The sequence below is a fragment of the Nocardioides sp. NPDC047086 genome, from assembly GCF_040643685.1.
Taxonomy (GTDB): domain Bacteria; phylum Actinomycetota; class Actinomycetes; order Propionibacteriales; family Nocardioidaceae; genus Nocardioides.
On the sequence record NZ_JBEYUV010000016.1, the window covers coordinates 89,691 to 115,101 of the forward strand.

Here is a 25,411-nt window from a genome sequence, read left to right on the forward strand (position 1 = left end):
TGCGGCCCATGGCGCGGGTGACGATCATTGGTGGGGGTCCTGGCGGATACGAGGCGGCGCTGGTCGCGCAGCAGCTCGGGGCGGAGGTCACGGTCGTCGACCGGGACGGCCTCGGCGGCAGCGCGGTGCTCACCGACTGCGTGCCGAGCAAGACCCTGATCGCCACCTCCGAGCTGATGGCGGACATGACGCTCGCCCGCGACCTGGGCATCAACTTCCGCGACCACCACGGCGACCCGGCCACCGAGCTCTACGCCGACCTCGCCCTGGTCAACAAGCGCGTGAAGTCGCTCGCGCTCGCGCAGTCGAGCGACATCGAGAGCCGGCTGACCCGCCGCGGGATCCGGGTCGTCAAGGGCACCGGGCGCATCGACGCCGACAAGCGTCAGGTGATCGCGACCCGGGCCCAGGACGGCGGTGAGGAGGCGGTCGAGAACGACGCGGTCCTGATCGCCACCGGCGCCCGGCCGAGGGTGCTGCCCACCGCCCAGCCCGACGGCGAGCGGATCCTGACCTGGGAGCAGGTCTACGACCTCGATGAGCTGCCCTCGCACGTGATCGTCGTCGGGTCCGGTGTCACGGGTGTGGAGTTCGCCAACGCCTACCTCAACCTCGGCTCGCAGGTCACCCTGGTCTCCTCGCGCGACCGTGTTCTCCCGGGTGAGGACGCGGATGCGGCGACGGTTCTGCAGGACGTACTCGAGCGGCAGGGGATGAACATCCTCAGCAAGTCGCGGATGGAGTCGGTAACCCGCTCCGGCGACGTCGTCACCGTCAAGCTGACCGACGGCCGCGAGGTGGCCGGCAGCCACTGCGTCCTCGCGCTCGGCTCGATTCCCAACACCGAGGGCCTCGGGCTGGAGGAGGCCGGCATCGAGCTCGACGAGGGCGGGTTCATCCGCACCGACAAGGTCTCGCGCACCTCCGCCTACGGTGTGTACGCAGCCGGCGACTGCACCGGCGGCTTCATGCTCGCCTCGACGGCCGCCATGGCCGGCCGGATCGCGATGCGCCACTTCCTCGGCGACGCGGTCATCCCGATGGACCTCAAGGAGGTCGCGGCCAACGTGTTCACCTCGCCGGAGATCGCCACGGTCGGCTACTCGCAGGCTCAGGTCGACTCCGGCGAGGTCGTCGCCGACACCCTGCGCCTCGACCTCAAGGGCAACCCGCGGGCGAAGATGCAGGGGATCTCCGACGGCTTCGTCAAGCTCATCTCCCGCCCCGGCACCGGCGTCGTCATCGGCGGCGTCGTGGTCGGCCCGCGCGCCTCGGAGCTCATCCACCCCATCGCCCTCGCCGTCTCCACCGGGCTGACCGTCGACCAGATCGCCAACACCTTCACCGTCTACCCCTCGATCTCCGGCTCCACCGCCGAGGTCGCCCGCCGCCTCCACCACGTCGAGTAGTCACTTACGTCGGCCGAGACGGCAGTTACGCCGGCCGAGACGTCTCTTAGGTCGTTCGAGATGGCAGACGATGCCATCTCGAACGACCTAAGTGACGTCTCGGCGTTGTGTTTTAAACCGTGTGCGCTCACGGCTGCGGCTTCGCTAGCGTGGCGCCATGGGTAACTGCTGCATGACGATGATCGTTCGGATCCGCCGCCGCTGACGGCGCGGATCCCACCGAAGCACTCGTCGCATTCGCGCCGCCACCTGGCACCCCGCCGGGCGGCTCTCGAGTGCTACCCGCATGCCGCCCGGCTCCTTCTTTCTCGAGGAGCATCCATGCCCGACGTACGCCCTGGCCGGCACGAGCTCGGCCAGAACTTTCTCACCGACAGGTCGACGGTCGACCGCATCGTCCATCTCGTCTCGCAGCGGCAGGGTCCGCTGGTCGAGTGGGGCACCGGCAACGGTGCCGTCACCGGGGCGCTGGCCGAGCTCGGCCGTCCGCTGGAGGGGGTCGAGATCGACTCCCGCCGCGCGGCGGAGCTGCGCCGACGGACCGGTACGCACGTGTGTATCGCCGAGGGCGACATCCTGCGGCACGCACCACCGCAGGACGCGGTTGTCGTCTCCAACGTCCCGTTCCACCTGACCACACCGATCCTGCGCCACCTGCTCAGCTCGACGACGTGGCGTCATGCCGTACTCCTCACCCAGTGGGAGGTCGCCCGCAAGCGCGCCGGCGTCGGCGGTACGACCCAGCTCACCGCGCAGTGGTGGCCGTGGTTCGCCTTCACCCTCGACCGGCGGGTCCCGTCGACCGCGTTCCGGCCCAGGCCCAACGTCGACGGCGGCCTGCTGCTCATCGACCGCCGCCGGGAGCCGCTGCTTCCCGAGTCGGAGCTCCGCGACTTCCAGTCGTGGGTGGCGAGGGTCTTCAGCAGCCGTGGCCGCGGGGTTGCCGAGATCCTGCGCCGCAACGGCGCCCCCGGTGCGCTCGCGGATCGGATCGCTCGCCGCCGCCGGCGATCCCAGGCGCCCGTGCTGCCGCGGGACCTGCGGGCGGAGGACTGGGTCGAGGCGTACGCCGGTCTCTAACCAGCCGAGACGTCGCTTACGTCGGTCGAGATGGCACCAAGGTGCCATCTCGGCCGACGGGCCTGACGTCTCGGCTCAGTCGAGCACCAGCACCAGGTCGCCGCCGTCGACGGCCTGGGTGCCGGAGAAGGCGAGGCGGGAGACGGTGCCGTCGACGGGAGCGGTGATGGCGGCCTCCATCTTCATCGCCTCGATGGTGGCGACGGTGTCGCCGGCCTTGACCGTCTCGCCGGCCGCGACCGCGATGGTCACGACGCCCTGGAAGGGCGCTGCGACCTGGCCGGGCACCGAGGGGTCGGCCTTCTCGGCGGCGGCGACCTCGGCGGCGACGGAGCGGTCGCGCACCCCGATCGGGCGCAGGTGGCCGTTGATCGTCGCCATGACGGTGCGGATGCCGCGCTCGTCGGGCTCGGAGACGGCGGTGAGGCCGAAGATGACCGTCTTGCCCTCGGAGAGCTCGACGACATGCTCCTCACCCTCGCGCAGGCCGTAGAGGTAGTCGAGCGTCGAGATCACCGATACGTCGCCCCACTTCGAGCGGGCCTCGGCGAAGTCCTTCGTCGGGCCGGGGAAGAGCAGCCGGTTGAGCGTCCCACGACGGTCGGAGGCGAGCCCGGCGGCGTCCTCGGCCGACAGGGTCGGCGACGGCGCCTTCCAGGTGCGTCCCGTGATCGCCTTGCTGCGGAACGGCTCGGGCCAGCCGCCCGGCGGGTCACCGAGCTCCCCGTTGAGGAACCCGATGACGGAGGCCGGGATGTCGTACGCAGCCGGGTCGGCCTCGAACGCGGCCGGGTCGGCCCCGGCGGCGACGAGGGAGAGCGCCAGGTCGCCGATGACCTTCGAGGACGGCGTGACCTTCGGGACCCGGCCGAGGATCGAGTTCGCCGCGGCGTACATGTCCTCGATCTGCTCGAACTTCTCACCCAGCCCGAGCGCGATCGCCTGCTGGCGCAGGTTGGAGAGCTGGCCGCCCGGGATCTCGTGGCGGTAGACCCGGCCGGTCGGCGCGGGCAGGCCGGACTCGAAGGGCGCGTAGACGCGGCGTACGGCCTCCCAGTAGGGCTCGAGCGAGTTCACCGCGGCCAAGGACAGACCGGTGGCACGCGGCGTGTGGTCGGTCGCCGCGACGAGCGAGGATAGCGGCGGCTGGGAGGTGGTGCCGGCCATCGACGCGGTCGCGGCGTCGACGGCGTCGACACCGGCCTCGATCGCAGCCGTCAGCGTGGCCAGCTGGCCACCGGCGGTGTCGTGGGTGTGCAGATGGACCGGCAGATCAAAGCGCGAGCGCAGCGCGGTCACCAGGGTCCGGGCGGCGGGCGCCCGGAGCAGCCCGGCCATGTCCTTGATCGCCAGCACGTGCGCCCCGGCCGAGACGATCTCCTCGGCCAGTCGCAGGTAGTAGTCGAGCGTGTAGAGCTTCTCGTCCGGCGAGGAGAGGTCGCCGGTGTAGCACAGTGCCACCTCGGCGACGGCGGTCCCGGTCGAACGCACCGCGTCGATCGCCGGCCGCATCTGCGAGACGTCGTTCAAAGCATCGAAGATCCGGAAGACATCGATCCCGGTCGAGGCCGCCTCGGAGACGAACGCGTCGGTGACCTCGGTCGGGTAGGGCGTGTAGCCCACCGTGTTGCGACCGCGCAGCAGCATCTGCAGGTTGACGTTCGGGATCGCCTCACGCAGCTGGGCGAGCCGCTCCCACGGGTCCTCGGAGAGGAAGCGGAGAGCCACGTCGTACGTCGCCCCGCCCCAGGCCTCCAACGACCACAGCTGCGGCGTCAGCCGGGCGACGTGGCCAGCGACGCCGAGCAGGTCGGTGGTGCGGACCCGCGTCGCCAGGAGCGACTGGTGGGCGTCGCGGAAGGTGGTGTCGGTGACCGCGACCGGCTCCTGGGAGCGCAGCGCGGCGGCGAAGCCCTCCGGTCCGAGCTCGCGAAGGAGATCGCGAGAGCCCGCCGGCGGAGCCACCGAGAGGTCGAGCTTCGGCAGCTTCTCGACCGGGTGGAGCGAGACCGGCGCGGCGCCGTGCGGCTGGTTGACGGTCACGTCGGCCAGGTAGGTGAGCAGCTTGGTGCCGCGGTCGCCGGAGGCTCGCGCGGTCAGCAGCTGCGGGTGGGTCTCGATGAACGAGGTCGTGATCGAGCCCGAGATGAAGTCGGGGTCGTCGAGCAGCGCCTGCAGGAACGGGATGTTCGTCGCGACGCCGCGGATACGGAACTCGGCCACGGCCCGGCGGGCCCGGGTGACGGCGTCCTCGAAGGTGCGCCCGCGACAGGTGAGCTTGGCGAGCATCGAGTCGAAGTGGGGCGAGACCTCCGCCCCGGCGTACGTCGTGCCGCCGTCCACGCGGATCCCGGCACCGCCGGGGGAGCGGTAGGTGGTGATCATGCCCGTGTCGGGGCGGAAGTTGTTGGCGGGGTCCTCGGTGGTGATCCGGCACTGCATCGCCGCACCGCGCAGCTGCACGGAGTCCTGGGTCAGGCCCAGGTCGGCCAGCGTCTCGCCGGAGGCGATCCGCATCTGCGAGCGGACCAGGTCGACGTCGGTGACCTCCTCGGTCACGGTGTGCTCGACCTGGATGCGCGGGTTCATCTCGATGAAGACGTAGTTGCCCGCGGGGTCGAGCAGGAACTCGACGGTGCCGGCGCACGAGTAGCCGATCTCCTTCGCGAACCGCACCGCGTCCGCGCACATCCGTTCGCGCAGATCGGGGTCGAGGTTGGGGGCGGGTGCGATCTCCACGACCTTCTGATGGCGGCGCTGCACCGAGCAGTCCCGCTCGAAGAGGTGGATGACCTCGCCGGTGCCGTCGGCGAGGATCTGCACCTCGATGTGCCGCGGCTCGACCACGGCCTGCTCGATGAAGACGGTCGGGTCGCCGAAGGCGGCCTCCCCCTCGCGCATACAGGTCTCCACGGCCTCGCGGAGCTTGTCGGGGTCGTCGACCCGCCGCATCCCGCGACCCCCACCGCCGGCGACCGCCTTCACGAACAGCGGGTAGGGGAGAGCGGAGGCAGCAGAGACCAGCGCGTCGACATCGGTGGACGGCTCGACCGACTGAAGGGTCGGTACGCCGGCGGCTTTCGCCGCCGCGATGGCGGTGGCCTTGTTGCCGGTGAGGGTGAGGACCTCCGCCGACGGCCCGATGAACGTGATCCCCGCCTTGGCGCACGCTTCGGCCAGCGCGGGGTTCTCGGAGAGGAAGCCGTAGCCGGGGTAGATGGCGTCCGCGCCGCTCTGCTTGGCGACCTCGACGATCGCGTCGGGATCGAGGTAGGCCCGGATCGGATGACCGAGCTCTCCGATCTGGTAGGCCTCGTCGGCCTTGAGCCGGTGCTCGGAGCCCCGGTCCTCGTAGGGGAAGACAGCGACTGTCTTTGCCCCGAGCTCGAAGCCTGCACGGAAAGCTCGGATCGCGATCTCGCCGCGGTTGGCAACCAACACCTTCTTGAACATGGCGGCCACGGTACCCATCAGAAGCGGCTCGTCCAGGGTGTGGGACGTTACCGCCCAGTCGGTGGACGTCGATGTGCCGAGAAGTGTGCGGATTCGTTGGGACCGCTGGACCGCCCACCGTCGATACCGTCGCGGGCATGAAGCTCATGACTCGACAGCGTCGCTCGGCTCTGGTCGCCATCGCGGGGACGGCCCTGCTGGCCGGATCGCTCACCGCGATCGGCGCGGCGGGCTCGCCGGCCGCCGCGGCCGGCACCGTGAACTGCTCCGGCTCGATCAACGGCAAGGCCGACGGCTACCTCCGCAAGCGGTCCATCAACAACAGCACGGTGACCGGGAACTACCGCAGCGCCGCCACGGTCTCCTGGTCCCCGCGGGCCTGGATCGAGGTCGGCGGGGCCGGTGACGAGACCTCCTGGAAGACCAGCTACATCGTGCCCGGCACCGACGGCACCTGGAAGTGGACCGGGATCAGCAGCTAGCGACTCACCCCGGCCAGAGGTCGAGCAGGTCGCCCGGGCGCAGCCCGAGGGCGTGCTCGATGTCGCCGGGGGAGGTCTCGCGCAGATGCTGCGAGACCAGCTGGGCCAGCTCCATCCAGTAGCCGCGCAGGGTCGACTCGGACAGATACATGTTCCGGCTCATCTCGGCGTACGTCAGCCCGCGGGCGCGATGGGCGAGGACCTCGCGCTGACGCGGGGTGAGGACGGTGATGCTGCGGCGGCGTACGAGAACCTCGATGAGTCCGGTGATGCCCGGGGGGATCACCGGCTCATCGGCGGCGACGGCGCGGAACGCGGCCTCCGCCTCGGCCAGCGAGGCAGCCTTCGAGACCACGCCGGTCGCCCCGGCGGCGAGGCATGCGGCGAGCACGAACCGGCGCTCCTCCTGGGAGTAGATGCAGACCCGGTAGCCCGCCTCGACGAGGCGCCGGATGGCCGCAGTGCCCTGCGAGGCGTCGGGCTGGCCGGTGTTGGCGAGATGGAGGTCGAGGATGACCACGTCGGCCTCCGGCCGCGCCGTCAGCAGGTCCTCGACGGATCCGTGGCTGGACACGAAGGTCAGATCGGGCAGCAGCAGACCCAGCGAGGCGCGAATCGCGGTCGCGTCGTCGACATGGGCGAAGCGCGGGCCGGGAGGCACGAGAGCCATCACGGCACCTCCACGGCGGTCGTCCGCGTGAGCGTGACCGTCGTACCGAGGTCGCGGATGCTGGTGATCTCGACGTCGATGCCCGAGCGGGCGAGCTGCTCGACGACCACCTCGCGCAGACCGACCCCGTGATCGGTCGCGGAGGTGTCGAAGCCGATGCCGTCATCGTGCAGCGTGACCTCCCAGCCGGCGCCGTCCTCGTCCTCGGCGGCGTGCAGGACGATCCGCCCCGCCTGCGCGTGCTGGCGTACGTTGAGCAGCAGGCTGCGCAGCGCGGCGGCCAGGTCGTCGGCGAGACCGCGCGGGAGCGCGACGTCCTGGGCGAGGTCGGCGACCACCGTGATCGGGAGGTCGTCGAACTCCGCGCCGACGGCGGTGACCACCGCGGCCAGGTTGGTCGCCTCGCTCACCGGCGGCGGGTTCTGACCGCTGAGATACGCACGCATCCGGTTGAGCTCGACCTCGGCCTGCGACCTCAGTGCCCCGTTGCCGTCGGCGGAGTCGGTCTCCACGAGCAGTCGCATCATCGCGGTGCCGTTGTGGATCGCGAGCCGGGCCCGGCGCTCCTCCTCGGCCTTGGCGGCCTCGGCGGCGTAGCGGCGCGCCTCATCGGCCTCGGTCCCGATCCGCACGATCGTCTGGCAGCCGAACCAGGCCAGCGGCCCGAGGACCAGCAGGGTCAGGCAGGTGCTGACGGCGCCGGTGAGGTCGGCCACGCCGTCCACGGTCGGGGCGATGTAGACCACCTCTGCGACCGCCAGCGAGCCGAGCAGGAACATCCACAGCCACCGCGAGCGCACCGCCGAGAGCCCGGAGGACACGCACAGCGCATAGCCCAGCTGGAACCCCACCCAGGTGCCCGTACGCAGCTCTACGGGGACCGTCCACAGCCCCACGATCAGCAGCACCACGGCCACGGCGACGTCGAGCACGGCGTACGGCACCCCCGGCGGCCTCCGGGTGAGCAGGGTGATCGCCGCGATGGCGACGAGCATGACGGTGGCGAGGATCCAGCTGGCCCCGGTCAGCCAGGGATGGTCGGCGCGGGACAGCGCGGGCAAGGCCGTCAGCAGCGACGGCGCCATCTGCGCGAGGGTCGCCAGCCGCATCCCGGCCACGAAGAACGCCACCAGACGCAGGGCGGCTGCCCGAGTCGAATGCGGCACCCATGAATTGTCGCTGATGGTCCGAGCATCCAACGATGCGGCCGGACGGCTCACCGGCCGAGCAGAGCATCCTGCTGCGCGTCCATCTGCTCGCGCAGTCCGCTCACGACCGCGGCGACGGCCGGCCGCCGCCAGGACTCCGGATGCACGACCGCCCAGTAGGGGAGCCGCTGGTGGACGTCCTCGTGGAGCAGCCGCACGAGGTCGGGATGCCGGTCGGCCATGAAACAGGGCAGCAGGCCCAGGCCGGCCCCGGCCCGGGTCGCCTCGACGTGGACGAACACGTTCGTCGAGGTGACCGCGTCGCGGATGCCGGGCAGCAGGCGGCGGGGGATGTCGAGGTCGTCGACCTGGAGCATCGAGTCGACGAAGTAGACCAGGCGATGGCGTACGGCCTCCTCGATCGTGGCCGGGGCGCCGTGGCGCTCCAGATAGCCGGGGGAGGCGTAGAGGCCGAGCTCGTACTCGCCCAGGTGCATCGCTCGGCCCCGGTTCACCGCCGGCTCGCCGACCACCACCTCGATGTCGACGCCGGAGCGGTGCTGCGCCGCCTGCCGGGTCACGGTGACGATCTCGACCGAGAGGTCGGGATGGTCCTGCCGCAGCGCGGCCACCGCCGGCGAGGCGATGTACGCGGCGAACCCGTCGGTCGTCGACATCCGGACCACTCCGGCCACCGGGTCGGCCGGCTCGTCGGCCGCGAGCCGGGCCAGCGACTCGGCGACTCCCTCGGCGGCCCGTGCCGCGCGCTCACCGAGAGCGGTCAGCGCCCAGCCGTCGGAGCCCCGCACGAGCACCCGGCCGCCGAGGGCGCGCTCGAGCGTCGAGATGTTGCGGCTGACCGTCGTGTGGGTCAGGCCGAGCGAGCGGGCGGCGGTGGTGAAGCGGCCGCTGCGGGCCACCTCCAGCAGCACCAGCAGCTGGTCGGCCGACGGCGTCGACAGTGAGGAGGTGGCCATCGGGCCACCCTAGCGTCAAATGTGCATTTGCGTTCATCGCCTGTGCCAACATGCGCGTTGCGAGCACATCGTGATCGCTGTCACACTCCGAGCCATGTCCACGACACAGCCGGGCGCGACCGCCCCCACCGATCCCCCAGTCGACGAGCAGAGCCTGCTCCGCAGGACCGTGGCGGCCTCCATGGCCGGCACGGTGGTGGAGTGGTACGACTTCTTCCTCTACGCCACCGCCTCGGCGCTCGTCTTCGCCAAGGTGATCATGCCGGCCACCGGCAACGCCTACGACGCGATCATCGCCGCCTTCGTGACGTACGCGATCGGGTTCGTCGCCCGCCCCCTGGGCGGCGTCGTCTTCGGCCACATCGGCGACCGTCTCGGCCGCAAGTACACCCTGCAGCTGACCATCATGCTGATCGGTGTCGCCACCGTGCTGATGGGCTGCCTGCCGACGTACGACCAGATCGGGCTCGCCGCGCCGATCGCCCTGGTGGTGCTCCGGTTCGTGCAGGGGCTCGCCCTGGGCGGTGAGTGGGGCGGTGCGGTCCTGCTGGTCGCCGAGCACGCCCCCGACGACAGGCGCGCGACCTGGGCCGCCTGGCCGCAGGCCGCGGTGCCGGTGGGCAACCTGCTCGCCACGCTGGTGCTCACCGTGATGACCCTCGCGCTCTCCGACGCCGCCTTCCTGGCGTGGGGCTGGCGGGTCGCGTTCTGGCTCTCGGCCGTGGTGGTCGTCGTCGGCTACTTCATCCGCCGCTCGGTCACCGACTCGCCGATCTTCGAGGAGGCGAAGGCGGAGCAGGGCCAGGCCGCCGAAGCCGGCTACGGCGTCTTCGAGGTGCTGCGTCGCTACCCGCTCGGTGTCCTCAAGGGGATGGGCCTGCGCTTCGCGGAGAACATCATGTACTACCTGGTGGTGTCCTTCTCGATCGTCTACCTGGTCGAGGACCAGAAGATGGACCAGGGCGCGCTGCTCGGGCTGATCGCGATCGCGCACGCCTGCCACTTCTTCTTCATCCTCGCCGTCGGCCGGCTCGCCGACGGCGTGGGCCGCAAGCCGGTCTACCTCGTCGGCGCCGTGCTCGGCGCGACCTGGGGCTTCTGGGCGTTCCCGATGCTCGACACCACGAGCAACGTCGCGATCGTGGCGGCGCTCATCGCAGGTCTGGCCATCCACGCGCTGATGTACTCCACGCAGCCCGCGATCATGGCCGAGATGTTCCCGACCCGGATGCGCTACTCCGGCATCTCGATCTCCTACCAGGTGACCTCGATCTTCGCCGGCTCGCTCGCGCCGCTGCTGGCCATCGCCTGGCTCAAGGACACCGGCACCTGGACCAACACCGCGATCTACCTCGCCGTGGCCGGCATCATCACCGCGCTCGTCGTGCTCACCCTCAAGGAGACCAGGGGTACGTCGCTGCGGGCACTGGACCGTGCCGACGCCGCTCGTGAGGCCGAGTGCGAGGTGAGCCCGGCGTGAACTCGGCCGTCTCGGGCGCCGACCCCGGGCGTACGCTGCAGGGCCGGCGGGCCCTGGTCACCGGCGGCGCCTCGGGGATCGGCGCGGCGGTGGCCCGCGAGCTCGCCGCCCGCGGCGCGCGGGTCGTCGTCGCCGACCTGGCCGGCGACGCCGCCCACGCCCTCGCCGAGGAGATCGGCGGCGAGGCGTGGGTGGTGGACCTGACCGCCACCCGGGAGCTCGACGATCTCAGCCTCGAGGTCGACATCCTGGTCAACAACGCCGGCATCCAGCGGGTCAGCCCCATCGAGAAGTTCGACCCCGACGACTTCCGCAGGATCCACTCGATCATGCTGGTCGCACCGTTCCTGCTGGTCAGGGCAGCTTTGCCGCACATGTACGCCAACGGCTGGGGTCGCATCGTCAACATCTCCTCCGTGCACGGCCTGGTCGCCTCCCCGTTCAAGAGCGCCTATGTCTCGGCCAAGCACGGTCTGGAGGGACTCTCGAAGGTCACCGCCCTCGAGGGCGGTCCGCACGGGGTGACCAGCGTCTGTATCAACCCGGGCTATGTGCGTACGCCGCTGGTGGAGAAGCAGATCGCCGACCAGGCTCTCGTGCACGGTGTCGCGGCCTCCGAGGTCGTCGAGAAGGTGCTGCTGCAGGATGTCGCGGTGAAGCGGCTGGTCGAGCCGGACGAGGTCGGCTCCCTGGTCGGCTGGCTCACCGGCCCGGACGCCTCGATGGTCTCCGGCGCCTCCTGGGCCATGGACGGTGGCTGGAGCGCCCGCTAGCTCCCGTCCTTCGCTCAGGCCTGGGTCCGCCACCAGTCGACCGTCGCCTTGGCCCCGGTCTCGAGCGGGGTGGGGGCCAGGCCGAGCAGGGACTCGCTGGCCGAGGAGTCCAGCACGAACGGCTCGTCGAACTGATAGACCATCTCGGCCAGCTCCCGGGTGCCGGCGTGCACCGTGCCGATCGCCTTCAGTGCCCACGTGGGGATGCGGCCGACCTTCGGGGCGGCGACGCCCGCCACGTCGGCGTAGAGCTGGACGAGGGCGCGCTGGGACACCGCCGGCGCGGTGGGCGCGTGCAGGAAGGAGTTCCACAGGGTCTCCTCGTCGGCGGCCCGGATCATCGCGGCACCCAGGTCGGGCACGTACGTCCAGGAGTGCGGTGCGTCCGGGTCGCCGAGGACGCGCATGGTGCGGCCGGCGAGGACCGTCGGCACCATCCGCTCGCCGGCGTGGGCGTTGCGGACCAGCGGACCGTAGAAGTCCGAGGCCGCGACGCTGACCGTCGGGGTCGGGGAGGCGTCGCGGGCACGGAGGAGGTCGACCCGCACCGCGGGCTTGCCGAAGTCGGCGTTCCGCGGCGTCTGCTCGGTCATCGGCCCGGTGACGTGGCCGTAGGCATAGAGGCTCTCCGGGAAGACGACCACGGCCCCGGCCCGTCCGGCCGCCTCGAGCACGACCTTCTCGGCCCGCGGGAGCTCGGTGCGCCAGGTGTCGGCGGCGTAGGCGCTGCCGTGCATGCAGTGGAAGACGGCGCTCGCGCCGGCGGCCGCCTGGGTGACGGTGTCGAGATCGGTGGCATCGCCGCGGAGCCGCTCGATGCTCGCGTGCACCGGGCCGCTGCCGGAGCGGGTGAGGAGGCGTACGCGGTCCCCGCGGGCGGCGAGCTGCTGGGCGATGGTCGCGCCGACGGGGCCGGCGCCGATGACGAGGTAGGTGCTGTTCATGACTTGTCTCCTTCGTGGGTTCCGAGAGCAGTGCTCTCGGAATGAGTCTGACGCGAGTCCTCACCAAAAGCAAGAGCATTGCTCACTTTTGTTGACAGCGCTCTCTGGATCGGGTCACGATGGCGTCATGACAGCGACCTCCCGAGATGGCACCCCACGCGAACGCGCGCGAGCGCAGACCATGGACGAGATCGTCCGGATCGGCCGCGAGCACCTGGCGGTCCACGGCGCCGCCGCACTCTCCTTGCGCGCGGTTGCCCGCGATCTCGGCGTGGTCTCCTCGGCGGTCTACCGCTACGTGAAGAACCGCGACGAGCTGCTGACGCTGCTGCTCGTCTCCGGGTACGACGAGCTCGGCGACGCCGTCGACGCCGCCGTCGCCGCAGCTCCCCAGGACGACCACCGCGCCCAGTTCCTGGCGCTCGGCCGCGCGGTCAGGACCTGGGCGCTCGCCGAGCCGGCGACGTACGCCCTGCTCTTCGGGTCGCCCGTTCCCGGCTATGCCGCGCCGGACGAGCGCACCAGCGTGCCCGGCACCCGCGTCCCGACCGCGATGCTGCGACTGGCCGCCGGCGCCATGGCGGCCGGTCGGCTGAGCGTGCCCGAGGAGCCGGGGGAGATCTCACCCGCTCTCGAGGCAGGGCTCCAGGGCATCCGTGACCAGCTCGGGCTCGACCTGCCCGATGCCGCCCTCACTCGCGGCGTACTCGTCTGGACGAGCCTCTTCGGCCGGGTCAGCTTCGAGGTCTTCGGTCAGTTCGGTCCCGACGCCTTCGGCGACCCCGCAGGTCTCTTCAACCTCCACCTGACAGTCCTGGCCGACACCCTAGGACTCGCCGAGTAGTCAGTTCCTGGCGTCGGGACGTCAAAAATTGACGGCGAGAGGTCACCGGAGTGACCTCTCGCCGTCAGAAACTGACTATTCGCCGTCAGAAACTGACTATTCGCCGTCAGAAAGTGACGTCTCGGCGGGCTACTTGATCTCGGCGATGACCGCGCCGTTGGCCACCGTCTCGCCTACCGTGGCGTTCAGGCCGGTGATGGTGCCGGCCTTGTGGGCCTTGAGGGGCTGTTCCATCTTCATCGCCTCGATGACCACGACGACGTCGCCCTCGGCGACTTCCTGACCCTCCTCGACGGCGATCTTGACGATGGTGCCCTGCATCGGCGAGGCGACGGAGTCGCCCGAGGCGGCCGCGCCGGCCTTCTTCGCGGAGCGCTTGGGCTTCTTCGCGGCACCCGCGCCACCGCCGACGGCGAGCCCACCGAGCCCGGCGGGCAGCGAGACCGAGAGGCGCTTGCCGCCGACCTCGACCACGACGGTCTGACGCTCGCCGCCTGTGCTGTCCTCGGCCGGTTCGCCGGCTGCGCCGGCGTAGGGGGTGATCTGGTTGTCGAAGTCGGTCTCGATCCAGGTCGTGTAGACGTCGAAGGAGCCGTTCTCGGCGGTGTAGGCAGGGTCGGTGACGACGGCCTGGTGGAACGGGATGACGGTCGGCATGCCGTCGACCTTGAACTCGTCCAGGGCACGGCGCGAGCGCTCGAGCGCCTGGGTGCGGTCGCGGCCGGAGACGATCAGCTTGGCGATCAGCGAGTCGAAGGCGCCGGGGATGGTCTCGCCCTTCTCATAGCCACCGTCGAGGCGTACGCCCGGGCCGGCCGGGGGAGCCCACTCGGTCAGGGTGCCGGGGGCCGGCATGAAGTTGTTGCCGCCGTCCTCGGCGTTGATGCGGAACTCGATGGAGTGGCCGCGGACCTCGGGGTCGTCGTAACCCAGCTCCTCGCCTGCGGCGATGCGGAACATCTCGCGGACCAGGTCGAGGCCGGTGACCTCCTCGGAGACGCAGTGCTCGACCTGGAGGCGGGTGTTGACCTCGAGGAAGGAGATGGTGCCATCAGCGGCCACGAGGAACTCACAGGTGCCCGCACCGACGTAGCCGGCCTCGCGCAGGATCGCCTTGGAGGACTCATACAGGCGCTTGTTCTGCTCCTCGGTCAGGAACGGTGCGGGGGCCTCCTCGACGAGCTTTTGGTGGCGACGCTGCAGCGAGCAGTCGCGGGTGGAGACCACGACCACGTTGCCGTGGGAGTCGGCCAGGCACTGGGTCTCGACGTGGCGGGGTTTGTCGAGGAACTTCTCGACCAGACATTCGCCGCGACCGAAGGCGCCGACGGCCTCGCGCACGGCCGACTCGTAGAGCTCGGGGATCTCCTCCAGGGTGCGGGCGACCTTCAGGCCGCGACCGCCACCGCCGAAGACCGCCTTGATGGCGACCGGGAGGCCGTACTCCTGCGCGAACGCGGTGATCTCGGAGGCGTCCTTGACCGGGTCCTTGAGGCCCGGGGCCAGCGGCGCGCCCGCCTTGAGCGCGATCTGCTTGGCCTTCGCCTTGTCGCCGAGCGCGTCGATCGCCTCCGGGGAGGGACCGATCCAGGTCAGCCCGGCGTCGATCACGGCCTGGGCGAAGTCGGCGTTCTCGGCCAGGAAGCCGTAGCCCGGGTGGACCGAGTCAGCGCCGGACTGGCGCGCCACATCGAGGATCTTCTCGATGGACAGGTACGACTCCGCCGGCGTCGCGCCGCCCAGTGAGTAGGACTCATCGGCCAGGCGCACGAAGAGCGCGTCACGGTCGGGGTCCGCGTAGACCGCTACGGAGCCGATGCCGGCGTCCTTGCACGCGCGGATCACTCGAACGGCGATCTCACCGCGGTTGGCGATCAGGACCTTTGTCAGTGGCTTGCTCAACGAGAACTCCTCCATCGTGAATGCATAGACATGCTAGGGGAGGCCATCCCGCCCTGGCTCCAGCCGTCCGTAGTAACGATTGTCACACTTCAGTGAGTTGAGCAAGCGAGGAGGTTACTCGGCGGTACACCGCGTCGTCGACGAGCACGCCCCCATGCCGCAGCGCCAGCACGGCCGCTCCGGCCAGGCCATCGGTGGCGAGGACCGCCCCGGGCGCGACCCGGGCGGCGAAGTCGGGCTGCCGGGCCAGGACGCTCCCGGCCGCGACCAACGGCCCCTCGACATCAGGAGTACGCACCGCCGCCAACGTCTCCGTCAGTCCCTCGGCCGCACGGTCGAGGATGCCCGCCGCGACCGCGTCACCCGCACCTGCCGCGGTGAAGACGAGCGAGGCGAAGTCGGCCAGCCGCAGCGGCGGCATCGCGTAGAGCGCCGCGGTCGCCGCGACGAGGGTGCCGGTCCGCCCGCCCTGCCGCCGATCGTCCGGCGTGAGCCCGAGCCGGTCCAGCAGCAGACCGGTCAGCTGCGTCGTGGCGCCCCGCCCGTCGAGCGGCGCGAGCCCGGAACGTACGACCTCGCGGCCCAGCCAGAAGCCCGAGCCGACGTCGCCGAGCAGCCAGCCCAGTCCGTCCGAGATCCCCGCCAGTCGGCCATTCTCGACCCGCACCGCCGATGCCCCCGTGCCAGAGAGCAGCACATAGCCATCAGGCGCCGCCGTCCCCGAGAAGTACGCCGCCAGCACATCGAAGTCGAAGACCGGCTCGACCGCGACCAGGTCGGAGAGGGCGGCCACGATCGCGGCCCGGTTGGTGGGGTCGCCCGCCCCCGCCACCGCCAGGGCGGCACCGGCGAGCCGTCCGCTCTGCGCGGAGCTCACGGCCTGCGTGACCGCGGCCCTGATCGCCGTCGTGGCAGCGTCGATTCCGGCGGAGGTCGGGTTGCCGCTGCCGGCCTTCCCGATGCCTCCGCATCGTCCGTCGGAGGAGACCACGACGGCGCGAGTGCTGGTGCCTCCCGCGTCGAGTCCCAGATAGTTATGAGTCATTGACACCGTTTCGTAACAGAAAACCATTGCCAGGCGTACTCTCTCCAAATAGTTTTCGAGCGCAGGCCTCGACATACGGTCGCGGCCGGAGTTTGCTAGGTGGGTGGACTAATTGACCAGAGACGTGTTCGGAGCCTTCGATGAGCAGGTTCGCACACGCCTGTCCGAGCTGCAGTCGATGGCGCAATCTGGTGGCCTCGACGAGGCGGTCGAGGCGATGGTCGGCAGCATCCGCAACGGCGGTGTGCTCCAGGCCTTCGGCACCGGCCACTCGCAGGCGTTCGCGATGGAGATCGCCGGGCGGGCCGGTGGTCTGATCCCCACCCATGCCATCGCTCTGCGCGACACGGTCCTCAAGGGCGACCGACCGGCGAGCGATCTCAAGGGCGGTCTCCTCGAGCGTGACACCAACATCGCCAACGAGCTCTGGGAGCTCCACGAGTTCCACCCCGAGGACGTCTTCCTCATCGCGTCCAACTCCGGTGTCAACGGCTCGATCGTCGGCATCGCGCTGCGCGCGAAGGAGGAGGGCCACACGGTGATCGCGGTGACCAGCCTCGAGCACACCAACGCGGTCACCCCCAAGCACCCCAGCGGCAAGCGCCTGGCCGAGATCGCCGACGTGGTGATCGACAACCTGGCTCCGTTCGGCGACGCCACCGTCCCGGTCGGCGACGGCGGCGTGCTCGCCGGTGCCGTCTCCTCCATCACGGCGGCCTACATCGCCCAGCTCCTGACCCTCGGCACCGCCGCGAGGATCCAGGAGGCGGGCGAGACCCCGCCCCTCTATCTCTCCGCCAACATCCCGGGTGGCGATGAGCACAACGATGCGTTGAAGGCTCGCTACGGCGAGCGCATCGGAAGCATGGCCTGAACACCCGTAAGAAGAAGTAACGAGGAACCCACCCGAAAGAAGGCAGCACGATGTCCCAGCAGCTTCACCGGCTCGACCGCCGGACCCTTCTGCGCGGCACCCTCGCCGGCGCGGCGCTCGTGTCGTTCTCCGGAGCGCTCGCCGCGTGTGGCGCGCCCGGTAGCGACACCGACAACTCCGGCGGTGGCACCAAGTCGGCGTCCAACCCGTTCGGTATGCCCAAGGACGGCACCGTCGACGCGGTGATCTTCGACGGTGGCTACGGCTACGACTACGTCGAGTTCGCCGCGGGCGTCGTCGGCAAGGAGTTCGCGGACGCCGACATCAAGGTCAGCGCCACGACCAAGATCGCCACGGAGCTGCAGCCGCGCTTCGTCGGCGGCACGCCCCCGGACCTGATCGACAACTCGGGTGCGGACCTGATCGGCTTCAGCTCGATCGCCGCCCAGCTCGAGGAGCTGGACGACGTCTTCGAGGCCGACAGCTACGAGGGCGTCAAGATCGAGGACACCCTCTACCCGAACGTGAAGAACCCCGGCACCTACAGCGACCGGTTCGTGGCGATCAACTACGTCATGACCCTCTACGGCGTGTGGTACTCCGCCTCGCTCTTCCAGGAGAACGGCTGGACCGCGCCGAAGACCTGGGACGAGGCGCTCGACCTCGGCGCCAAGGCCAAGGCCAAGAAGAAGTACCTCTGGGTCTGGGGCAAGGAGGCGGCGACCTACTACCGCACCCTGGTGATCGACTCGGCGGCCAAGGAGGGCGGCGACGAGGTGCGCCTCGCGCTGGAGAACCTCGAGAAGGGCGCCTGGTCCCACCCGGTCATCCAGGGGATCCTGGAGAAGCTCGGCGAGATGGTGAAGCAGGACATGTTCGTGCCCGGCGGTGCCGGCACCCAGTTCACCGCTGCGCAGGCCAAGTGGTCCAACGACCAGCAGGCGCTCCTCTACCCGAGCGGTGGCTGGATCGAGAACGAGATGAAGGACGCGACCAAGGAGGGCTTCGAGATGACCGGCATCCCGGAGTTCGTCCTCAGCGACAGCCCGTCGCTGCCGTACGAGGCCGTTCGTGCCGCGGCCGGTGAGGCGTTCATCGTTCCGAGCAAGGCGAAGAACCCGGCCGGCGGCAAGGAGATCCTCCGCGCCATGCTGTCCAAGGAGGCCGCGACCAACTTCGCCAAGACGAAGCTTGCGCCGACCATCGTCAAGGACACCATCCCTGCCGACGGGTTCGGCTCCGCGGCGCTGAAGTCGCAGAGCGCGATGCTCGACGCCGCCGGTGAGAACACCTTCAACTTCCAGTTCTACGACTACTACGGCACCAACGCCGACGAGCTGGTCGTGTGGAACTCGTTCCTCTCCGGTGACCTCGACGTCAAGGGCCTGACCACGGCTGTCCAGGGCATCTTCGACAAGGTCGCCGACGACTCGTCGATCGAGAAGCTCAAGGTTTCCTGACACCATGCCGGACCCATCCACCACGATGGCCCAGACGGCCGGCGGCCCCTCCGAGGAGAACCCTTGGGGGGCCGCCCCCGGCCGGCGCCGCCGCAAGCTCACCCTCGACCGGGCACTGTTCATGACGGTCTTCCTCGGCCTCCCGGTCGCGGTCTTCGTCATCTTCGTCGTGGTCCCGATCGGGCAGGCCCTCTTCTACTCGCTGACCGACTGGACCGGCTTCTCTCCGGTCATGAACTTCGTCGGCCTGGACAACTACGCCAAGCTCCTCGACGACGAGACCTTCCTCAAGGCGCTGCGCAACAACGTGCTGCTCACGATCGTGGTGCCGCTGGTGACCCTTGTCGCGGCCCTGGCGATCGCGGTGGTCGTGACCACCGCCGGTCCCAGCACCGGTCAGGTCCGCGGTCTGAACGGCTCCGGCTTCTACCGGGTCGTCTCCTTCTTCCCCTACGCCGTCCCGGCCGTCGTCATCGGTCTGCTCTGGGCGCAGGTCTACGACCCGGCCGCCGGCCTGCTCAACGGCCTGCTCACCGGCATCGGCCTCGACGGGTTCAAGGACTACGCCTGGCTCGGGGAGGTGCGTGCGGCGATGCCGGCCTCGATGTTCGTGATCATCTGGGCGAGCATCGGCTTCTACACGGTGCTCTTCGTGGCCGCCATCAAGGGCGTCCCCGCGGAGATCTACGAGGCCGCCCGCATCGACGGCGCCGGCCGCTTCCGCACCGCGATCTCGATCACGCTCCCCTCGATCCGTGACAACGTGCAGACGGCGTACATCTATCTGGGGATCCTCACCCTCGATGCCTACGTCTTCATGGCGGCGCTCGCCCCGGGCGGTGGCCCTGCCAACAGCACACTGACGATGAGCCAGCACCTGATGAACACCGCCTTCAAGAAGAGCCAGTTCGGCTACGCCACCTCCATGGGCGTCGTGCTCGCCCTGGTCACGCTGCTCTTCGCCGCCCTGGTCTTCGTCGTCTTCCACTTCGCTGGGGGACGGGACAAGAAGGGAGACGTACGCCGATGAGCGCCGTCACTCTGGACAAGCCGGTCGCTGCCCGCTCCGACGGCCGGCGACGTACGCCCGGCGACGCACTGGTCGCCGGCACCTCGCACACGATGCTGATCATCTGGTCGGTGATCGTCATCGTGCCCTTCTGCTGGGTGGTGCTCTCCTCGTTCAAGACGTCGAAGGAGATCCTGTCCTCGCCGTTCTCCCTGCCCGCGGAGTGGAGCTTCGACAACTACGTCAGCGCCTGGACCAAGGCCGGCATCGGGACGTACTTCTTCAACACCGTCATCGTCGTCGGCACCGCGCTGGTGCTGGTGATGCTGCTGGGGGCGATGTGCGCCTACGTGCTGGCGCGGTTCGAGTTCTTCGGACGCAGGGTCATCTACTACTCGATGCTCGCCGGGCTGACCTTCCCGATCTTCCTGGTCATCGTGCCGCTGTTCTTCGTGCTCCAGGGCATCGGGCTGCTCAACACGCTGCCCGGGCTGATCCTGACGTACGTGGCCTACGCGCTGCCGTTCACCGTCTTCTTCCTCTACGCCTTCTTCAAGACGCTGCCCGACGACGTCTACGAGGCCGCGATGATGGATGGCGCGGGCGAGTGGCGCACGTTCTTCCAGATCATGCTGCCGATGGCCGCACCCGGGATGGCCGGCGTGGCGATCTTCAACTTCCTCGGGCTGTGGAACCAGTTCCTGCTCCCGGTGGCGCTCAACACCGACCGGAACAACTACGTGCTCACCCAGGGGATGGCGTCGTTCTCGTCCCAGGCGGGTTACAACGTCGACTTCGGCGCGCTCTTCGCCGGTGTGGTGCTGACCGTGCTTCCGGTGCTGGTCGTCTACCTGATCTTCCAGCGGCGCATCGCCGGGACGGTCTCGACGGGAACATTCCGGTAGAGATGTGACGCGGGTCTCGCACCCCAGGTTAATAAGCGCTAACCTGGGGTGCGTGACTGCTTTTCTCCAGCCCGAGCACGAAGAGCTGCGTGCTGTCGTCCGTGACTTCGCCCAGAAGGAGATCGCGCCCCATGCCTCGCAGTGGGACCGCGACCACCACTTCCCTGTCGATGTGGTGCACAAGATGGGTGAGCTGGGCCTCTTCGGCCTGACCGCCCCCGAGGCGTACGGCGGGGGTGAGGGTGACCTCGTCGCGCTCTGCGTCGCGATCGAGGAGCTCGGCCGCGTCGACCAGTCGATCGGGATCACGCTCGAGGCCGCCGTCGGGCTGGGCATCAACCCGATCCTCACCTACGGCACCGACGAGCAGAAGGAGCGCTGGCTCCCCGACCTCGTCGCGGGCAAGAAGCTGGCCGGGTTCGGGCTGACCGAGCCGGGTGCCGGCTCCGACGCCGGCGCGACCGCCACCAAGGCCGTCCTCGACGGCGACGAGTGGGTCGTCGACGGTGCCAAGCAGTTCATCACCAACTCCGGTTCCTCGATCACCTCGGTCGTCACCGTCACCGCGCGCACCGGCACCCGCGAGAGCGGCAAGCCCGAGATCAGCACCATCATGATCCCTTCGGGCACGCCGGGGTTCACCGCCGAGAAGGCCTACGACAAGCTCGGCTGGCACGCCTCCGACACCCACCCGCTCTCCTTCGACGGCGCCCGGGTGCCGGCCGACCACCTCCTCGGCGAGCGGGGCCGCGGCTACGCCCAGTTCCTCGCCACCCTCGACGACGGCCGCGTCGCGATCGCTGCGCTCGCGGTCGGCTGCATCCAGGCCTGCCTCGACATGGCGCTCGAGTACGCGGGGGAGCGGCAGACCTTCGGTGGCCCGATCGGCCGCAAGCAGGGCGTGGCCTTCCAGATCGCCGATCTCGAGGTCATGCTGCGGGCCTCGCGCCTGCTGACGTACGAGGCGGCGGCGATGAAGTCCGGGCTGGACTCGGGTGCCGTGACGATGAAGGAGTTCAAGCAGGCGGCCGCCGCCGCCAAGCTGTACGCCACCGAGTCGGCCGTCACCGCGACCCGCATCGCCACCCAGGTCTTCGGCGGCTACGGGTTCATGGAGGAGTATCCGGTGGCTCGCTTCTACCGCGACGCGAAGATCCTGGAGATCGGCGAAGGCACCTCCGAGGTGCAGCGCATGCTGATCGCCAGAGGTCTCGGTCTTCCTGTGGAGTAGAGCCCGTCGAGCAGGCGCGAATCTTACGGCACGCTGAACGAAACCCGCGAAGTAATCAAGAGCCATCTCACCATTGACCCTTTACTGTGGCCACATGGTGTTCGGGGGACAGCTGCTGGGACGGCTGCGTCGCACCCGCCTCTTCGGAGAGGTGGTCCGCTTCATGATGGTCGGCGGAATCGCGACCGCAGTCGCCTTCGTGCTGTTCAACGGCCTGGTCCACGGCTTCTTCCTGGGCGCCGGTCCGATGAACGGTCAGCCGATCCCGGCCTACGTCATCGCCAACACGGTCGGCATGCTGATCAGCTACGACCTGAGCCGCCGGTGGACGTTCCGTCACCGGGTCTCCGACCACCCCGACGGCGGGTTCACGGCCTACGTCGTGATCAACGCGGTCACGATGCTGCTGCCGATCGCGTGCCTGTACGTCACCCGCACCGTGATCGGTTGGGACAGCGCGATCGCCGACAACCTCTCGGCCAACGTGATCGGCGTGCTGCTGGGCCAGATCGCCCGGTTCTTCCTCTTCCGGAAGTTCGTCTTCGGCCGGCCCATCCGCTACACGCAGGTCTACGGCAGCGTCGAGGAGGAAGCGGAAGCGCTCGGCTTCACCGACGACAAGACGATCCTGATGGGCCCGGAGCGCCGCGAGCCGGTCAGCGGTTCCACAGAGCAGGCCACGCATGACCGAGCCGGCTGAGCAGATCGCGTAGCAGCGGCAGGCTCAACCCGACCACGTTGTGGTGGTCGCCCTCGATCCCGGTCACGAACGCTCCGCCGAGCCCGTCGATCGTGAACGCGCCCGCGACGTGCAGCGGCTCACCGGTCGCGACGTACGCAGCGATCTCCTCGTCGCTCACGTCGGCGAAGTGCACCGTCGTGGCAGCGGTCTGCGACACCCGCCGACCCGTCGCGGTGTCGACCAGCGCGTGCCCGGAGACGAGTACGCCGCTGCGCCCCCGCATCTCCCGCCAGCGCTGGGCCGCCTCCTCGGGATCGTGCGGCTTCCCCAGCGGCTTCCCATCGAGCTCCAGGACGCTGTCGCACCCCAGCACAAGCGCCCCTTCGGGCACCTCCGGACGGCCGGCGACGGCGTCCCGCTTGAGCTCGGCGAGCCCGAGCGCCAGCTCGGTCGGCGGCAGCCCGTCGAGCCTGCTCTCGTCGACACCGGAGACGATCACCACAGGCTCGACACCTGCGCTGCGCAGCGTCTGGAGCCGGGCGGGGGACTTGGAAGCGAGGACCAGCGTGGTCATGGCTCAACCCTAGAGGTAAAGGTCCTTTACCCCGGAGTCCGTCCCGACTAGGTTTCGCACATCCAACCCATCTCTATGAGGAGAAATCCGAAGTGACGGATTACCCGCCGCCCCCGCCCCCGCAGCAGCCGTACGGCGCTGGCCCCGTGGGGGAAGTTCCGCTGAGCCAGCCGCTCCGCGGCGCGTCGCCCCGCGACGCCATCGTGCGCTTCTTCAAGAAGTACGCCTCCTTCGAGGGCCGCGCCAGCCGCTCCGAGTTCTGGTGGCCGTGGCTGTTCTCGGTGGTCGTCAACATGGCGATCAACCTGCTCCTGGGCGCCGACTCGACCGCCGGTTCCATCATCGGCGGAATCTTCGCGCTCGCCATCCTGGTCCCGTCCCTCGCCGTCGGCGCCCGCCGCCTGCACGACACCGGCCGCTCCGGCTGGTGGCAGCTGCTCTGGCTCCTGCCGTGCATCGGCTGGATCGTGCTGATCGTCTTCTGGGCCCTCCCGGAGAAGGCCGAGGGCGACAAGTACAACCTCGCCTGACCGGCGGCTAACCACGAGCGACGATCAGTCCCTAGACTGATCGTCGCTCGGCCGAAGTGGTGGAATTGGCAGACACGCAGGATTTAGGTTCCTGTGCTCCAGGGCGTGCGGGTTCAAGTCCCGCCTTCGGCACACAGATTCCGGGTCCGACCCGGGGCGTCCCAGGGTCGATCCTGATGGACAACAGATCCCTGACCCTCAAGGATGGAAGAACAGCACCCCATCCAGGAGAGGGATGAAGTCATGTCGTTCAAGGAGAACGCGTCCAGCTGGCGCGATGGCGTCCAGAAGGGCGTCGAAGGCGCCAAGCCTGCTGTTGAGGACGCGAAGGTGAAGTCAGCACCTCACCTTGTCACCGGCGGCGAGAAGACCATCGAGAAGGCCGTCGAGTTCAAGGCTCAGATCGAGGCCAAGCGGGCCGCGGTGGCGTCGGCACCCGACGCGGACACGCCACGCAACCAGGCCCTGTCGGGCCTGCTCCAGGTCGGCGAGGCCGCGACGGACGTCGCCGCCCACGCGGGCGAGTGGCTGAAGGAGACCGGTGCCAGGTGGAGCGCCGGCCCCGTGGTCGTCGAGCCGCCCAAGGAGATCCCGGGGGACGTACCTCCTCCGCCGGACTTCAAGAAGCCCGACGACCAGCAGTAGGACCCGGCAGCAGGATTACGAGGCGAGGCCGAGGTCGCGGCGGAGCTTGGCGACGTGACCGGTCGCCTTGACGTTGTACTGCGCGACCTCGATCTTGCCCTCCTCGTCGACCACGAAGGTCGAGCGGATGACACCTTCGACGACCTTGCCGTAGAGCTTCTTCTCGCCATAGGCGTCGTACGCCTTGTGCACCGAGAGGTCCTCGTCGGAGGCCAGGGTGATGGTGAGCCCGTCACGCTCGCGAAACTTCGCGAGCTTGGCGGGCTTGTCCTTGGAGATGCCGATGACCTCGTAGCCGGCGGCCTTCAGCGAGTCGATCGAGTCGGTGAAGTCGCAGGCCTGCTTGGTGCAGCCGGGGGTCATCGCGGCGGGGTAGAAGTAGACGATCACCTTGCGGCCGCGGAGGCTGCTGAGCGAGACCTCCGTGCCGGTGTCGTCGGGAAGAGTGAAGTCGGGGGCCACATCGCCCGGCTCGAGACGCGTCATGGAGCCAACCTACCCAAGAGATCGAGCGAACCGCAGCGGTGGAGCACGCCGTGGACGTACGCCGGTTGCTAAGGTCTGCGCATGTCCAAGGACCAGACTTCCTCGCTCGAGTCCGAGATCGAAGAGATCCGCGAACGGCTCGCAGGCACCATCGACGAGCTGATCTATCGGGGCCGGCCGAAGACGATCGTGCAGCGCCAGGTGGCGGCCTTCAAGGCCGTCTACGTTGACCCGGTCTCCGGCGAGCCGAAGATGGGCAACATCGCGAAGACCGTGGGCGGGGTGGTGGGCGCCGTCGTGCTCATGGCCACGCTGCGTAAGATCACCAAGGTCAACTGACCACTCCCCACCGGCAAGGCAACGACGGACGTGACCGACAAGACCCCCATCAAGATGCTCCACGACCGGGTGCTGGTCGAGGTCGGGTCCGACGCCGGTGAGCGTCGTTCCTCGGGCGGCATCGTCATCCCGGCGACGGCCGCCATGGGTGCGGCCCGGCGGCTCACCTGGTCCCGGGTGGTCGCGGTCGGCCCGCACGCGCGGGCCGTCGAGATCGGCGACCGGGTGCTCTTCGACGCCGACGACAAGCCGGAGGTCGAGGTCGCCGGAGAGGTCTACATCCTGATGCGCGAGCGCGACGTGCACGCGGTTGCCGCGGAGCGGATCGCGGACGAGTCCACGGGTCTATACCTGTAGCAAGTCCTGCCGAGTCGGCTCATCCTGACAGGAATCCCTGCCGAGTCGGCTCGTCATGACGGAGTCCGAGGCGAGAGGCACGAAGTCGACCTTCTCGCGCACGCCACAGTCC

Annotated in this window: 25 protein-coding genes and 1 tRNA gene; 17 read left to right on the forward strand and 9 right to left on the reverse strand. The window is 69.5% G+C overall.

Annotated elements, in window-relative coordinates; genetic code table 11:
- Window positions 1-8: 8 nt before the first annotated feature.
- Window positions 9-1,409, forward strand: coding sequence for an NAD(P)H-quinone dehydrogenase (locus tag ABZ796_RS13820; RefSeq protein ID WP_357337533.1), 1,401 nt, complete (start codon window positions 9-11; stop codon window positions 1,407-1,409).
- A gap of 321 nt (window positions 1,410-1,730) precedes the next feature.
- Entirely contained in the window at window positions 1,731-2,489 is a 759-nt protein-coding gene (gene erm, locus ABZ796_RS13825; RefSeq protein WP_357337535.1) for a 23S ribosomal RNA methyltransferase Erm, read from the forward strand.
- Window positions 2,490-2,564: 75 nt separating this feature from the next.
- Here the strand turns inward: erm and ABZ796_RS13830 are convergent, their stop codons facing one another.
- Window positions 2,565-5,942 carry a pyruvate carboxylase gene (locus tag ABZ796_RS13830; RefSeq protein WP_357337536.1) on the reverse strand — a complete coding sequence of 1,126 codons (3,378 nt, stop codon included), beginning with the start codon at window positions 5,940-5,942 and terminating at the stop codon, window positions 2,565-2,567.
- Window positions 5,943-6,079: 137 nt separating this feature from the next.
- Here ABZ796_RS13830 and ABZ796_RS13835 point away from each other — a divergent pair, with 137 nt between their 5' ends.
- Window positions 6,080-6,424 carry a hypothetical protein gene (locus ABZ796_RS13835; protein ID WP_357337538.1) on the forward strand — a complete coding sequence of 115 codons (345 nt, stop codon included), beginning with the start codon at window positions 6,080-6,082 and terminating at the stop codon, window positions 6,422-6,424.
- Between the two features lie 4 nt (window positions 6,425-6,428).
- Here ABZ796_RS13835 and ABZ796_RS13840 read toward each other — a convergent pair whose 3' ends face one another.
- From ABZ796_RS13840 to ABZ796_RS13850, 3 genes are read right to left on the reverse strand one after another with little or no spacing between them, the layout of a single operon-like run.
- Window positions 6,429-7,094: a hypothetical protein gene (locus ABZ796_RS13840; protein WP_357337539.1), complete on the reverse strand. Its 666-nt coding sequence runs from the start codon at window positions 7,092-7,094 to the stop codon at window positions 6,429-6,431.
- Window positions 7,094-8,260 carry a hypothetical protein gene (locus ABZ796_RS13845; protein ID WP_357337541.1) on the reverse strand — a complete coding sequence of 389 codons (1,167 nt, stop codon included), beginning with the start codon at window positions 8,258-8,260 and terminating at the stop codon, window positions 7,094-7,096. The genes ABZ796_RS13840 and ABZ796_RS13845 overlap by 1 nt, the downstream gene beginning before the upstream one ends.
- A 50-nt stretch (window positions 8,261-8,310) precedes the next feature.
- Complete coding sequence (locus ABZ796_RS13850; RefSeq protein ID WP_357337542.1) at window positions 8,311-9,219, reverse strand: LysR family transcriptional regulator; 909 nt, start codon at window positions 9,217-9,219, stop codon at window positions 8,311-8,313.
- 94 nt (window positions 9,220-9,313) lie between these two features.
- Here ABZ796_RS13850 and ABZ796_RS13855 point away from each other — a divergent pair, with 94 nt between their 5' ends.
- Both ABZ796_RS13855 and ABZ796_RS13860 read left to right on the forward strand, forming a co-directional pair.
- On the forward strand, window positions 9,314-10,699 hold the full coding sequence (locus ABZ796_RS13855) for an MFS transporter (RefSeq protein WP_357337544.1): 1,386 nt from the start codon (window positions 9,314-9,316) through the stop codon (window positions 10,697-10,699).
- Entirely contained in the window at window positions 10,696-11,472 is a 777-nt protein-coding gene (locus ABZ796_RS13860; RefSeq protein WP_357337545.1) for a 3-hydroxybutyrate dehydrogenase, read from the forward strand. Before ABZ796_RS13855 ends, ABZ796_RS13860 begins: the two co-directional genes overlap by 4 nt.
- A gap of 14 nt (window positions 11,473-11,486) precedes the next feature.
- Here the strand turns inward: ABZ796_RS13860 and ABZ796_RS13865 are convergent, their stop codons facing one another.
- The gene (locus ABZ796_RS13865) at window positions 11,487-12,416 is read right to left on the reverse strand and encodes an NAD-dependent epimerase/dehydratase family protein (protein WP_357337547.1); all 930 of its coding nucleotides are present in this window, start codon (window positions 12,414-12,416) and stop codon (window positions 11,487-11,489) included.
- A gap of 127 nt (window positions 12,417-12,543) precedes the next feature.
- Here ABZ796_RS13865 and ABZ796_RS13870 point away from each other — a divergent pair, with 127 nt between their 5' ends.
- Complete coding sequence (locus ABZ796_RS13870; RefSeq protein WP_357337548.1) at window positions 12,544-13,260, forward strand: WHG domain-containing protein; 717 nt, start codon at window positions 12,544-12,546, stop codon at window positions 13,258-13,260.
- A gap of 129 nt (window positions 13,261-13,389) precedes the next feature.
- Here the strand turns inward: ABZ796_RS13870 and ABZ796_RS13875 are convergent, their stop codons facing one another.
- Together ABZ796_RS13875 and ABZ796_RS13880 are read right to left on the reverse strand one after the other, a co-directional pair.
- Window positions 13,390-15,177, reverse strand: coding sequence for a biotin carboxylase N-terminal domain-containing protein (locus ABZ796_RS13875; protein WP_357337549.1), 1,788 nt, complete (start codon window positions 15,175-15,177; stop codon window positions 13,390-13,392).
- Between the two features lie 67 nt (window positions 15,178-15,244).
- Window positions 15,245-16,207, reverse strand: coding sequence for a BadF/BadG/BcrA/BcrD ATPase family protein (locus ABZ796_RS13880; RefSeq protein ID WP_357337550.1), 963 nt, complete (start codon window positions 16,205-16,207; stop codon window positions 15,245-15,247).
- Between the two features lie 124 nt (window positions 16,208-16,331).
- Between ABZ796_RS13880 and ABZ796_RS13885 the strand changes: the two genes are divergently transcribed.
- The 6 genes from ABZ796_RS13885 to ABZ796_RS13910 all read left to right on the forward strand — a co-directional run bounded on the left by ABZ796_RS13885 (window position 16,332) and on the right by ABZ796_RS13910 (window position 22,386).
- Window positions 16,332-17,081: an SIS domain-containing protein gene (locus ABZ796_RS13885; RefSeq protein WP_357337562.1), complete on the forward strand. Its 750-nt coding sequence runs from the start codon at window positions 16,332-16,334 to the stop codon at window positions 17,079-17,081.
- A gap of 50 nt (window positions 17,082-17,131) precedes the next feature.
- On the forward strand, window positions 17,132-18,541 hold the full coding sequence (gene ngcE, locus ABZ796_RS13890) for an N-acetylglucosamine/diacetylchitobiose ABC transporter substrate-binding protein (RefSeq protein WP_357337551.1): 1,410 nt from the start codon (window positions 17,132-17,134) through the stop codon (window positions 18,539-18,541).
- 4 nt (window positions 18,542-18,545) lie between these two features.
- Window positions 18,546-19,571, forward strand: a complete 1,026-nt coding sequence (locus ABZ796_RS13895) for a sugar ABC transporter permease (RefSeq protein WP_357337552.1) — start codon at window positions 18,546-18,548, stop codon at window positions 19,569-19,571.
- Window positions 19,568-20,455, forward strand: a complete 888-nt coding sequence (locus ABZ796_RS13900) for a carbohydrate ABC transporter permease (protein ID WP_357337553.1) — start codon at window positions 19,568-19,570, stop codon at window positions 20,453-20,455. Before ABZ796_RS13895 ends, ABZ796_RS13900 begins: the two co-directional genes overlap by 4 nt.
- A 52-nt stretch (window positions 20,456-20,507) precedes the next feature.
- Complete coding sequence (locus ABZ796_RS13905; protein WP_357337555.1) at window positions 20,508-21,686, forward strand: acyl-CoA dehydrogenase family protein; 1,179 nt, start codon at window positions 20,508-20,510, stop codon at window positions 21,684-21,686.
- 94 nt (window positions 21,687-21,780) lie between these two features.
- Window positions 21,781-22,386: a GtrA family protein gene (locus ABZ796_RS13910; protein WP_357337556.1), complete on the forward strand. Its 606-nt coding sequence runs from the start codon at window positions 21,781-21,783 to the stop codon at window positions 22,384-22,386.
- On the opposite strand, the gene ABZ796_RS13915 is transcribed toward ABZ796_RS13910, so the two are convergent.
- On the reverse strand, window positions 22,343-22,942 hold the full coding sequence (locus ABZ796_RS13915; protein ID WP_357337557.1) for a nucleoside triphosphate pyrophosphatase: 600 nt from the start codon (window positions 22,940-22,942) through the stop codon (window positions 22,343-22,345). The two genes, ABZ796_RS13910 and ABZ796_RS13915, sit on opposite strands and share 44 nt — an antisense overlap.
- A 92-nt stretch (window positions 22,943-23,034) precedes the next feature.
- On the opposite strand from ABZ796_RS13915, the gene ABZ796_RS13920 reads away from it, so the two are divergent.
- The 3 genes from ABZ796_RS13920 (at window position 23,035) to ABZ796_RS13930 (ending at window position 24,117) form a co-directional block, all read left to right on the forward strand.
- Window positions 23,035-23,472, forward strand: coding sequence for a DUF805 domain-containing protein (locus ABZ796_RS13920; RefSeq protein ID WP_357337558.1), 438 nt, complete (start codon window positions 23,035-23,037; stop codon window positions 23,470-23,472).
- A 50-nt stretch (window positions 23,473-23,522) separates the two neighbouring features.
- Window positions 23,523-23,604 (forward strand) — tRNA-Leu (locus ABZ796_RS13925).
- Window positions 23,605-23,715: 111 nt separating this feature from the next.
- The gene (locus ABZ796_RS13930; RefSeq protein WP_357337559.1) at window positions 23,716-24,117 is read left to right on the forward strand and encodes a hypothetical protein; all 402 of its coding nucleotides are present in this window, start codon (window positions 23,716-23,718) and stop codon (window positions 24,115-24,117) included.
- Window positions 24,118-24,132: 15 nt separating this feature from the next.
- Here ABZ796_RS13930 and bcp read toward each other — a convergent pair whose 3' ends face one another.
- The gene (gene bcp, locus ABZ796_RS13935) at window positions 24,133-24,603 is read right to left on the reverse strand and encodes a thioredoxin-dependent thiol peroxidase (RefSeq protein ID WP_357337560.1); all 471 of its coding nucleotides are present in this window, start codon (window positions 24,601-24,603) and stop codon (window positions 24,133-24,135) included.
- Window positions 24,604-24,684: 81 nt separating this feature from the next.
- On the opposite strand from bcp, the gene ABZ796_RS13940 reads away from it, so the two are divergent.
- Both ABZ796_RS13940 and ABZ796_RS13945 read left to right on the forward strand, forming a co-directional pair.
- Window positions 24,685-24,942 (forward strand): DUF3618 domain-containing protein, encoded by a 258-nt coding sequence (locus tag ABZ796_RS13940; protein ID WP_357337561.1) that lies wholly within the window; start codon window positions 24,685-24,687, stop codon window positions 24,940-24,942.
- A 54-nt stretch (window positions 24,943-24,996) separates the two neighbouring features.
- Window positions 24,997-25,299: a co-chaperone GroES gene (locus tag ABZ796_RS13945; protein WP_045549525.1), complete on the forward strand. Its 303-nt coding sequence runs from the start codon at window positions 24,997-24,999 to the stop codon at window positions 25,297-25,299.
- Window positions 25,300-25,411 lie beyond the last annotated feature (112 nt).

What these genes read in the sequence shown, in the direction of transcription:
- ABZ796_RS13820 (WP_357337533.1), top strand. Translation starts at nt 9, where the DNA reads ATGGCGCGGGTGACGATCATTGGTGGGGGTCCTGGCGGATACGAGGCG.
- erm (WP_357337535.1), top strand. Translation starts at nt 1,731, where the DNA reads ATGCCCGACGTACGCCCTGGCCGGCACGAGCTCGGCCAGAACTTTCTC.
- ABZ796_RS13830 (WP_357337536.1), bottom strand. Translation starts at nt 5,942, where the DNA reads ATGTTCAAGAAGGTGTTGGTTGCCAACCGCGGCGAGATCGCGATCCGA.
- ABZ796_RS13835 (WP_357337538.1), top strand. Translation starts at nt 6,080, where the DNA reads ATGAAGCTCATGACTCGACAGCGTCGCTCGGCTCTGGTCGCCATCGCG.
- ABZ796_RS13840 (WP_357337539.1), bottom strand. Translation starts at nt 7,094, where the DNA reads ATGGCTCTCGTGCCTCCCGGCCCGCGCTTCGCCCATGTCGACGACGCG.
- ABZ796_RS13850 (WP_357337542.1), bottom strand. Translation starts at nt 9,219, where the DNA reads ATGGCCACCTCCTCACTGTCGACGCCGTCGGCCGACCAGCTGCTGGTG.
- ABZ796_RS13855 (WP_357337544.1), top strand. Translation starts at nt 9,314, where the DNA reads ATGTCCACGACACAGCCGGGCGCGACCGCCCCCACCGATCCCCCAGTC.
- ABZ796_RS13865 (WP_357337547.1), bottom strand. Translation starts at nt 12,416, where the DNA reads ATGAACAGCACCTACCTCGTCATCGGCGCCGGCCCCGTCGGCGCGACC.
- ABZ796_RS13870 (WP_357337548.1), top strand. Translation starts at nt 12,544, where the DNA reads ATGACAGCGACCTCCCGAGATGGCACCCCACGCGAACGCGCGCGAGCG.
- ABZ796_RS13875 (WP_357337549.1), bottom strand. Translation starts at nt 15,177, where the DNA reads ATGGAGGAGTTCTCGTTGAGCAAGCCACTGACAAAGGTCCTGATCGCC.
- ABZ796_RS13880 (WP_357337550.1), bottom strand. Translation starts at nt 16,207, where the DNA reads ATGACTCATAACTATCTGGGACTCGACGCGGGAGGCACCAGCACTCGC.
- ngcE (WP_357337551.1), top strand. Translation starts at nt 17,132, where the DNA reads ATGTCCCAGCAGCTTCACCGGCTCGACCGCCGGACCCTTCTGCGCGGC.
- ABZ796_RS13895 (WP_357337552.1), top strand. Translation starts at nt 18,546, where the DNA reads ATGCCGGACCCATCCACCACGATGGCCCAGACGGCCGGCGGCCCCTCC.
- ABZ796_RS13900 (WP_357337553.1), top strand. Translation starts at nt 19,568, where the DNA reads ATGAGCGCCGTCACTCTGGACAAGCCGGTCGCTGCCCGCTCCGACGGC.
- ABZ796_RS13910 (WP_357337556.1), top strand. Translation starts at nt 21,781, where the DNA reads ATGGTGTTCGGGGGACAGCTGCTGGGACGGCTGCGTCGCACCCGCCTC.
- ABZ796_RS13915 (WP_357337557.1), bottom strand. Translation starts at nt 22,942, where the DNA reads ATGACCACGCTGGTCCTCGCTTCCAAGTCCCCCGCCCGGCTCCAGACG.
- ABZ796_RS13930 (WP_357337559.1), top strand. Translation starts at nt 23,716, where the DNA reads ATGTCGTTCAAGGAGAACGCGTCCAGCTGGCGCGATGGCGTCCAGAAG.
- bcp (WP_357337560.1), bottom strand. Translation starts at nt 24,603, where the DNA reads ATGACGCGTCTCGAGCCGGGCGATGTGGCCCCCGACTTCACTCTTCCC.
- ABZ796_RS13940 (WP_357337561.1), top strand. Translation starts at nt 24,685, where the DNA reads ATGTCCAAGGACCAGACTTCCTCGCTCGAGTCCGAGATCGAAGAGATC.
- ABZ796_RS13945 (WP_045549525.1), top strand. Translation starts at nt 24,997, where the DNA reads ATGCTCCACGACCGGGTGCTGGTCGAGGTCGGGTCCGACGCCGGTGAG.